This is a genomic window from Umezawaea endophytica, from assembly GCF_025061645.1.
Lineage (GTDB): Bacteria > Actinomycetota > Actinomycetes > Mycobacteriales > Pseudonocardiaceae > Umezawaea > Umezawaea endophytica.
On sequence record NZ_JANYMP010000003.1, the window covers coordinates 88,302 to 96,604 of the forward strand.

An 8,303-nucleotide genomic window follows, 5' to 3' on the forward strand; every position below is an offset into this window, starting at 1 on the left:
TGCTCCGGTGCCGTCGTGCCTAGTCGTGGGAGCGCTTGCGCCACGACGCGAGTTCGGTGTCCCGAGGCGCGTCGACCACGGCGGACACCGGTTCGTCGAAGACGTTCACGGGGCGTTCGCGGCTCCACGCCGTCCATCCGGGGTCGCCGGTCGAGGCGAAGCGCACCCAGGCCGCGTGCACCTCGTCGGCCAGGCGCTGCGGTGCGTCGGGGCCGGTGAGCGCCGTCCAGTCGGGCGACCGCAACCGGTCGAAGACGAAGCCGATCTCCATCACGTGCGCGGCCCGCAGGTCCGCGACCGGGCTCTGCCACGCGAACTCGTAGACGTAGGTCGGCGCTGCCCGGCGTTCGAGGCGGGCGTCGGCGACGCGGTGGAACGGCAGCCGCAGGACGATGTCCGTGGCGAGGTGGCCGAACAGCTCGCCACGGCCCGCCTGCGGGTGGGCCGCGCGGTAGGCGCGCAGGACGCGGCGACCGACGCGGAACCGCAGGCGCACGGCGGCGAACAGGACGCGGCTGAACCGGTCGACGAGGCCGGAGGGCACCAGCCAGAGCCGGGCCTCGTCGGCGTTCCAGCCCAGCACGACCGGGATCGTGTCGCCCGCGCCCGCGAGGATCGCCTCCAGCGGCGCAGCGGGGACGACGTCGTCGCCGATCGCCGGGCCGAACCCGAGGCCGCCGGTAATCGGCGTGGTGCCCGCCGTGACCGCCGCCTCGGCCTCCAGCAGCCGCACCGGTTCGGTGCCGACGAACGCCGCTCGGGTCGCGGGGATGCCCAACGTGCGGGCGATCTTCCTGGTGACGCGCCCGGCGGTCTTCGGCTCGGTGGCGCCCGGCGCGCCGCTCTGGAGGATCACCCGGTCGAACAGCTCGGCCGCGCCGGGGCTCGCGAGCAGCGTGCCCAGCGCCCCGGCGCCCGCGGACTCGCCGAAGGCCGTCACGGTGCGGGGGTCGCCCCCGAAGGCGGCGATCTCGGCGCGGACCCAGCGCAGCGCGGCGGCGACGTCGCGGAGGCCGAGGTTGAGCGGCGCGCCGTCGAGCACGGAGAAGCCCTCGGAGGCGAGCCGGTAGTTCACGCTGACGAAGACGACGCCGTCGCGCGCGAAGGCGGTGCCGTCGTAGCCGTCGAGCGCGTTGGAGCCGTGGGCGAACGACCCGCCGTGCACCCACACCAGGACGGGCCGGTCGCGCGCGTCGGCGGGCGTCCACACGTTGACGTTCAGGTAGTCGTCGCCGGGGTCGATGACGTTGGCGACGAACTTCGCGGTGGCGGGGCCGTACGGGGTCTGCGGCGCCGTCGGCCCCATCGCGGTCGCGTCGCGCACGCCGTCCCAGGCGGGCGCGGGCGCCGGTTCCGCGAACCGCAGCTCACCGACGGGCGCGGCCGCGTACGGGACGCCGAGGTAGCGGTCGACACCGTCCTCACGGGTGCCGCGCAGCAGACCGCTGGACGTCCTGGCCGTGGTCGACGACGTCATGCTGTTCGGGCCTTCCTGTTCCTGGAGCGCTCAGCCCGCCTTCCCGACCGCCGCGGTGTGGTGCTTGCCCACCGGCACCATGAGCGGCTTGCCGGACACGGGGTCCTCGATGATCCGGCACTCCAGGCCGAACGTCGCGCGCACGCCGTCCGCGGTCAGCACCTCCTCCGGCGTGCCCGCCGCGTACAGGCCGCCGTCGGCCAGCGCGACGAGGTGGTCGGCGTAGCGCGCGGCCAGGTTCAGGTCGTGCAGCACCATCACGATGGTCGTGCCGCGGGTCCGGTTGAGGTCGGTCAGCAGGTCCAGCACCTCGATCTGGTGGCTCACGTCCAGGAACGTGGTGGGCTCGTCCAGCAGCAGCAGGTCGGTCTGCTGGGCCAGCACCATGGCGATCCAGACCCGCTGGCGCTGGCCGCCGGACAGCTCGTCGACGGAGCGGTCGGCGAGGTCGGCGGTCGAGGTCGCGTCCAGCGCCGCCGCCACGGCCTCGTCGTCCTCCCTGCGCCACCGGGTCAGGATGCCCTGGTGCGGGTGGCGGCCCCGACCGACCAGCTCGGTGACCGTGATGCCCTCGGGCGCCAGCGGCGACTGCGGGAGCAGGCCCAGGACGCGGGCCAGTTCCTTGGCCGGGGTGCGGTGCACGAGCTTGCCGTCGAGCAGCACCCGGCCCGCCTTCGGCGCGAGCAGGCGGGACATGGAGCGCAGCAGCGTCGACTTGCCGCACGCGTTGGCGCCGACGATCGCGGTGATCTCGCCGGGCGGGATCACCAGGTCGAGCGAGGTGATGACCGCGCGGTCGCCGTAGCCGATGGTCAGCTCCTCCACGGCGAGGGCGTGGGTGGTGGTCACAGCGAGCCTCCGGCCCGGTTGGTGCGGACGATGAGGTAGATCAGGTAGGGCGCACCGAGCACCCCGGTGACGACGCCGACCGGGTACCGCGCGCCGAGCAGGAACTGGCCGCTGAAGTCCGCCACGAGCACCAGCAGCGCGCCGACCAGTGCCGCCGGGACCATCAGCGACCCGCTCGGCCCGACCAGCCTGGCGGCGATCGGCCCGGACAGGAACGCCACGAACGCGATCGGCCCGGTCGCCGCCGTCGCGAACGAGATCAACCCGACCGCGGAGACGATCACGACGATCCTGGTGAGGTCGAGGCGCACGCCGAGCGCCGAGGCGGCGTCGTCACCGAGCTGCATGGTGGCGAGTCGGCGGGTCTGGGCCAGCAGCACCGGACCGAGGACGACCCCGGCGCACAGGACCGGGACCACGTCGGACCAGGCGACGCCGTTGAGGCTGCCGGTGAGCCACCGCAGCGCCTGCTGGAGGTCCCAGTTGCCCGCGCCGTCGAGGATCCAGTTGATCACGCTGGTGAGCATCGCGGCCATGCCGATGCCGATGAGGACGAGCCGGGTGCCCGCGACACCGCCGCGATAGGACAGCAGGTAGATGAGCAGCGCGACGCCCAGCCCCGCGACGATGGCGAACACCTCGACGGCGGCGCCGGACAGCGAGAGCGAGACGATCGCGAACGCGGCGGCGGCGCTCGCGCCGACGCTGATGCCGATGACGTCCGGGCTGGCCAACGGGTTGCGCAGCATCGTCTGGAAGGTCACGCCGCCGACGCCGAAGCAGAGCCCGACCAGCATCGCCAGCACCGCGCGCGGCAGCCGCAGCCTCCCCACGGTGAACGACGCGCCCGGCACCTGCTCGCCGAGGACCACGGCGAGCACGTCGGCGGGCGGGTAGAACCGCTGGCCGACCATGAGCGACGTCGCCACGGCCGCGAGGACCAGCGCGCCCAGCACCGCGATCACGGTGCGACGCCGTCGGGACTGGTGGACCCTCGTGCGCACGACGAGGTCGACGGTGGCGCTCACAGGGCACGGACCTTCTGCCGTCGGACGATCCAGATGAAGAACGGCGCCCCGACGAGCGCGGTGATGATGCCGACGTCGATCTCCTCCGGTCGGGTCACCAGCCTGCCGACGACGTCGGCGGAGGTGAGCAGCACCGCGCCGCCCAGCGCGGAGAACGGCAGCAGCCAGCGGTGGTCGACCCCGATCAGCAGCCTGCACAGGTGCGGGACGACCAGGCCGACGAACCCGATGGGGCCCGCCACCGCGGTGGCCGCGCCGCACAGCACCACGGCCCCGACCGAGGCGCCGAGCCGGATGAGCGCGACCCGTTCGCCGAGACCGGCGGCCAGGTCGTCGCCCAGCGCCAACGAGTTCAGCCCGCGCGCGGTGGCCAGGCACAGGACCGTGCCGACCACGAGGAACGGCAGCACCAGCGAGATCCGGTCGAACGAAGCGCCGCCGACCCCGCCGACGTACCAGGAGCGGAACGTCTCCGAGATGTCGTTGCGCGCGAGCACCACCGCGCTGATCAGCGACCCGAGCGCGGCCGACGTCACCGAGCCCGCGAGGGCGAGCTTGAGCGGGGTGGGACCGCCGCGGCCGAGTGAGCCGATGGCGTAGACGAACACCGCGGCCGTCGCCGCGCCGAGGATGGCGACCCAGATGTGGGAGGTCGCACCGACCAGTCCGAACGAGACCATGCCGGTCACGACGGCGAGTGAGGCGCCCGTGTTCACCCCGAGGATGCCGGGGTCCGCCAGCGGGTTGCGGGTCACGCCCTGCATGACGACCCCGGCCACCCCCAGCGACGCGCCGACCAGCACGGCCAGCACCGTGCGCGGGACCCGTTGCGAGACAGCGGCTTGCGCCAGCGTGTCGCGGGTGCCGCTCACCCCGGCGAGGACGTCGGCCACGCCGACGTCGCGCGCGCCGGCCACCACGGACGCGACGACGGACGCGAGCAGGACGCCGAACACGATGAGCAGCCAGGAGGTCCGAACGCGACCAGGGTGCCGCGCGGTGGCGGCACCCGTGGTCGCGCGGTCGGTCGACGTGCTCACTTGACCTTGTCGGCCGCGGCGGCGAGCTGGCTCGCGTACTCGTCCAGCACCCACGACACCGACATCGGCGTCGGGTTGGCCGCGGTGCCCGCGGGCGAGGTGCCGGGCAGCATGACGACCGAACCGTTGGACACCGCGCGCAGCTTGGACAGCAGCGGGTCGGCGGCCAGGACGCGGCCCACCTCGGCGTCGCCGTAGCCGACGACGATGTCCACGTCGTCGAAGGCGTCGATCTGCTCCGCGCTCTGCTCGAGGGCGAACTTGTCGGTGCCCTCCGAGGCCTTGGCGATGCTGCCCGGCGTGGTCATGCCGAGGTCCAGGAAGAACTCCGTGCGGGTGTCGTGCGTGGTGTAGAAGCCGACCTGGCTCAGGTCCGTGGTGTCGAAGTGGGTCATGAACATCGTCGACTTGCCCTGGATCTGCGGGTACTTCGCCTTGACGTCGGAGATCTGCTTCTCGATGTCGGCGATCACCTTCTGCCCGTCGGCGGAGCGGCCGATCGCCTTGCTGCTCAAAGTGATGCTCTCGCGCCACGGCGTCGCCCAGGCCGCCTTGGGGTAGGCCACCACGGGGGCGATCTCGCTCAGGGTCTTGTAGTCCTCCGGCGTGAGCCCGGAGTACGGGGCCAGGATGACGTCGGGCCGGGTGTCGGACACGGCTTCGAAGTCGATGCCGTCGGTCTCGTCGAACAGCACCGGCGTGGGGGCGTTGAGCTCCTTGAGCTTCGCCGCGACCCACGGCAGCAGGCCGTCGGTGTCGTCGTCGCCGAAGTTGGCCTTGGCCATGCCCACGGGCACGATGCCCAGCGCGAGCGGCACCTCGTGGTTGGCCCACGCGACGGTGGCGATCCGCTCGGGCTTCTTGGGGATCGTGGTCTTCCCGAGCGCGTGCTCGACGGTGACGGGGAACGAGTCACCGGTGGAGGACTGGCCGGCACCGGCGTCACCACCGCCGGTCCCGCTCGTGGACGAACAGGCGCTGAGGGCCAGCACGGCGACAGCGACGACGGCCCCGACTCGTAGGCGGCGTGTACGCACGGGACGAACCTCTTTCATCAGAGCACGGGAGCATGCTTAGCCTAACCTAAGTTACGGGTAGGCAAGCGGGGAAGATCCGTCCTCTGTGATCTGAAACCCGCTCCCGCGGATCTCCACCGGCCGCGTCGCCACGCGACGGCGGGAGCCCGCGGGAGCGGTCGTCAGAGCGCCGCCAGCCGCACCCCCAGCGTGTCCAGCCCCATGGACCCCATTTCCAGGGCCCGCATGTGGAACCGCTTGAGGTCGAACGCCGAACCGTGCCGCGCGCGGGCGTCACCGATGGCCTCGAGCCACAGGCGCTCACCGAGCTTGTACGACGTCGCCTGCGCGGGCCAGCCCAGGTAGCGGTCCACCTGACCCCGAGACTCCTCCTCGCGCACCGTGGTGCGGCTGAGGAAGAACTCCACCGCCAGCGCGGGCGTCCACCTCTCGCCCTCGTGGAACCCCGTGCCCTTGGGGATCGCGAGCCCCAGGTGCAGGCCGATGTCGAGGATCACCCGCGCGGAGCGGTACAGCTCCTCGCTGAGCGTGCCGAGGACGTCACCGTCGGAGCTGATGTAGCCGAGGTCGCGCATCAACCGTTCCGCGTACAGGGCCCAGCCCTCGCCGTGGCCGTAGGCGAACGCGAGCAGCCGCTGGTACTTGTTGAGCCGCTTCGCCTGGTACACGGCGGTTCCGAGCTGGAGGTGGTGGCCCGGCACGCCCTCGTGGTACAGCCGCGAGACGTGCCGCCAGGTCGGGAACACGGTCCGGTCGGCGGGCGCGATCCACCAGGTGCTGCCCGGCCGGGAGAAGTCGTCGGTCGGCGCCGCGTAGTACTGGCCGATCGTCCCGCCGGGCGGGGCCTCCCGCACCTCGAAGCGCATCAGCTCGTCCGGGATGTCGAAGTGGACACCGCGCAGGTCCTGGAGCGCCTCGTCGCTGAGCTTCTGCATCCACGCGCCGTACTGCGCGCGGCCTTCCACGTGGTGGCGGGGATCGGCGTCCAGCAGGGCCGCGACCTCGGCGACCGACGCGCCCGGCTTGATCCGGCCCGCCACCTCGCGCATCTCCCGTTCGACGCGGGCGAAGTCGTCCCACGCCCACTCGTAGGCCGCGATCAGGTCGATCCGCGCGCCGAGGAACTGCCGCGACCACAGCGCGTAGATGTCCGGGCCGACGCCGTCGCGTTCGGGCGCTCGGGGGGCGATCCCGTGCAGGTGGTCCGCGAACTCGGCGAACGCCGCGGTCGCCGCCTTCGCGTTGACCTCCAACTCGGCGAGCAGGGCCGGGCCCACGACGCCTGCCGCGCCGCCGACGAACGTGGTGAAGAACGACTCGGTGCCCGACCGGCCCGACCACGTCTCGCACTGCGCGGCGACCGCGACCAACTGCCGAGCGGAGGTGGAGGTCCCGCGCCCGAGCGCCCGCGTCAGCGACGCGCCGAGACCCGTCAGCGCGTCCGGCACCTTCGCCATCCGCTTGGCGATCTTCTCCCAGTCCTCCGCGGTCTCGGACGACATCAGGTCGAAGGTCAGCCGGATCTCCTGGATCGGGCTGTTGATCGTGTTGACGCACGCCTCGTCGAGCCCGGCCTCGTGCAGGGCGAGTTCGGTGCCCACCCGTTCGGTGAACACCTCCCTGGCGAGTTCCTCCGCCGCGTCGGCGGCCGGGGCGGTCGCGATCTCGCGCAGCGTGCGGGCCCGCAGCTCGCCGCGCGCCGCGTAGCCCTCCGGCGAGAAGTCGGTCATGTGCTCGTCGTGGCCGGGGACGCCGAGGTAGCTGCCGGTCAACGGGTCGAGCGCGGCGAACTCGGCGACATACCGGTCGGACAGCGCGTTGACGTTCATGCGGTATTCCTCACCAGGAGTCGGAGTTCGTTCAGGCGGGCGAGACCGGCCAGCACGCGCTTGGTGTCCACCCCGAAGTCGATCAGGCAGGCGATCTCGTCGACGCCGATGTCCCGCGCCCTCTCCACGGCCCGCACCGCCTTGGGCACGGTGCCGAGCAGGCCGCCGTCGTCGTAGTACCGGTCGAAGGACCGCCGGACGAGGAAGTCCACTTCGGACTCCCGGAGCTTCGCCGGGTCGATCTTCCTCGCTCCGGCCAGCCGCGAGCCCAGCAGCAGGTTGATCGAGCTGCGCAGGTAGTTCGACATCGGCTCGCGCACCACCTCGCGCACCTCGTCCTCGTCGTCGCCGAGGAACGTGTGCACCATCAGCACGACGTGACCGGGGAAACCCTGCTCGGCCGAGGCCTTGCGGTACTCGGCGATCTTCTCCGCCAGGTCGTCCACGTCCTGGCCGAGCAGGTGGGTGAGCAGCCCGGCACCGATCCGGCCCGCGTTGCGGAACGTGTCGACGCCGCCCGCGCTGGTCACCCAGATCGGCAGCTCGCGCTGGACCGGCGGCGGGAAGATCCGCACCTCGCTGGTGCCGCCCGCGCCGTCGAGCGCGGACATGCTGTCCCCGCGCCACAACCGCCGGATCTGGTCGACGTGGTCGAGGACGACCTGCCGCCGGTCGTCGTAGTTCTCCGGGCGCAGCACGAAGTCCGACGCGTGCCAGCCGGAGGCCAGCGAGATGCCGACCCGGCCGCCGGACAGGTTGTCGACCACCGACCACTCCTCGGCGATCCGCAGCGGGTGGTGCAGCGGCGAGACCACGCTGCCCGCGCGGATCCCGACCCGACTGGTCACGGCCGCGATGGCCGCGCCGGTCACGGCCGGGTTCGGGTAGATGCCGCCGAAGGCGTGGAAGTGGCGCTCCGGCGTCCACACGGCGGTGAAGTCGTTGGCGTCGGCGAACCTCGCCCCGGAGAGCAGGAGTTCGTAGCGGTCGGTGTCCAGCGAGCAGTTGTCGTTGGCGAAGTAGAAGAGGCTGAGGTCCACGGC

The 8,303-nt window shown here is 72.4% G+C and carries 7 protein-coding genes; all 7 read right to left on the reverse strand.

Features of this window, described 5'->3' with window-relative positions:
* Positions 1–19 precede the first annotated feature (19 nt).
* The 7 genes from NZH93_RS07785 to NZH93_RS07815 all read right to left on the reverse strand — a co-directional run bounded on the left by NZH93_RS07785 (position 20) and on the right by NZH93_RS07815 (position 8,300).
* Complete coding sequence (locus NZH93_RS07785) at positions 20–1,477, reverse strand: carboxylesterase/lipase family protein (RefSeq protein ID WP_259622266.1); 1,458 nt, start codon at positions 1,475–1,477, stop codon at positions 20–22.
* A 30-nt stretch (positions 1,478–1,507) separates the two neighbouring features.
* Positions 1,508–2,326, reverse strand: coding sequence for an ABC transporter ATP-binding protein (locus NZH93_RS07790; protein ID WP_259622267.1), 819 nt, complete (start codon positions 2,324–2,326; stop codon positions 1,508–1,510).
* Entirely contained in the window at positions 2,323–3,354 is a 1,032-nt protein-coding gene (locus tag NZH93_RS07795; RefSeq protein WP_259622268.1) for a FecCD family ABC transporter permease, read from the reverse strand. Before NZH93_RS07795 ends, NZH93_RS07790 begins: the two co-directional genes overlap by 4 nt.
* The gene (locus NZH93_RS07800; RefSeq protein WP_259622269.1) at positions 3,351–4,394 is read right to left on the reverse strand and encodes a FecCD family ABC transporter permease; all 1,044 of its coding nucleotides are present in this window, start codon (positions 4,392–4,394) and stop codon (positions 3,351–3,353) included. The genes NZH93_RS07795 and NZH93_RS07800 overlap by 4 nt, the downstream gene beginning before the upstream one ends.
* Positions 4,391–5,431: an iron-siderophore ABC transporter substrate-binding protein gene (locus NZH93_RS07805; protein WP_259622270.1), complete on the reverse strand. Its 1,041-nt coding sequence runs from the start codon at positions 5,429–5,431 to the stop codon at positions 4,391–4,393. The genes NZH93_RS07800 and NZH93_RS07805 overlap by 4 nt, the downstream gene beginning before the upstream one ends.
* Positions 5,432–5,592: 161 nt before the next feature.
* Complete coding sequence (locus NZH93_RS07810) at positions 5,593–7,260, reverse strand: DUF885 domain-containing protein (RefSeq protein ID WP_259622271.1); 1,668 nt, start codon at positions 7,258–7,260, stop codon at positions 5,593–5,595.
* A complete protein-coding gene (locus tag NZH93_RS07815; RefSeq protein ID WP_259622272.1) occupies positions 7,257–8,300 on the reverse strand; it encodes an LLM class flavin-dependent oxidoreductase in 1,044 nt (347 codons plus the stop codon). The genes NZH93_RS07810 and NZH93_RS07815 overlap by 4 nt, the downstream gene beginning before the upstream one ends.
* Positions 8,301–8,303: the final 3 nt, after the last annotated feature.

Excerpts from the sequence above, each read along its gene's own strand:
- NZH93_RS07785 (WP_259622266.1), bottom strand. The coding sequence starts at position 1,477 with ATGACGTCGTCGACCACGGCCAGGACGTCCAGCGGTCTGCTGCGCGGC.
- NZH93_RS07810 (WP_259622271.1), bottom strand. The coding sequence starts at position 7,260 with ATGAACGTCAACGCGCTGTCCGACCGGTATGTCGCCGAGTTCGCCGCG.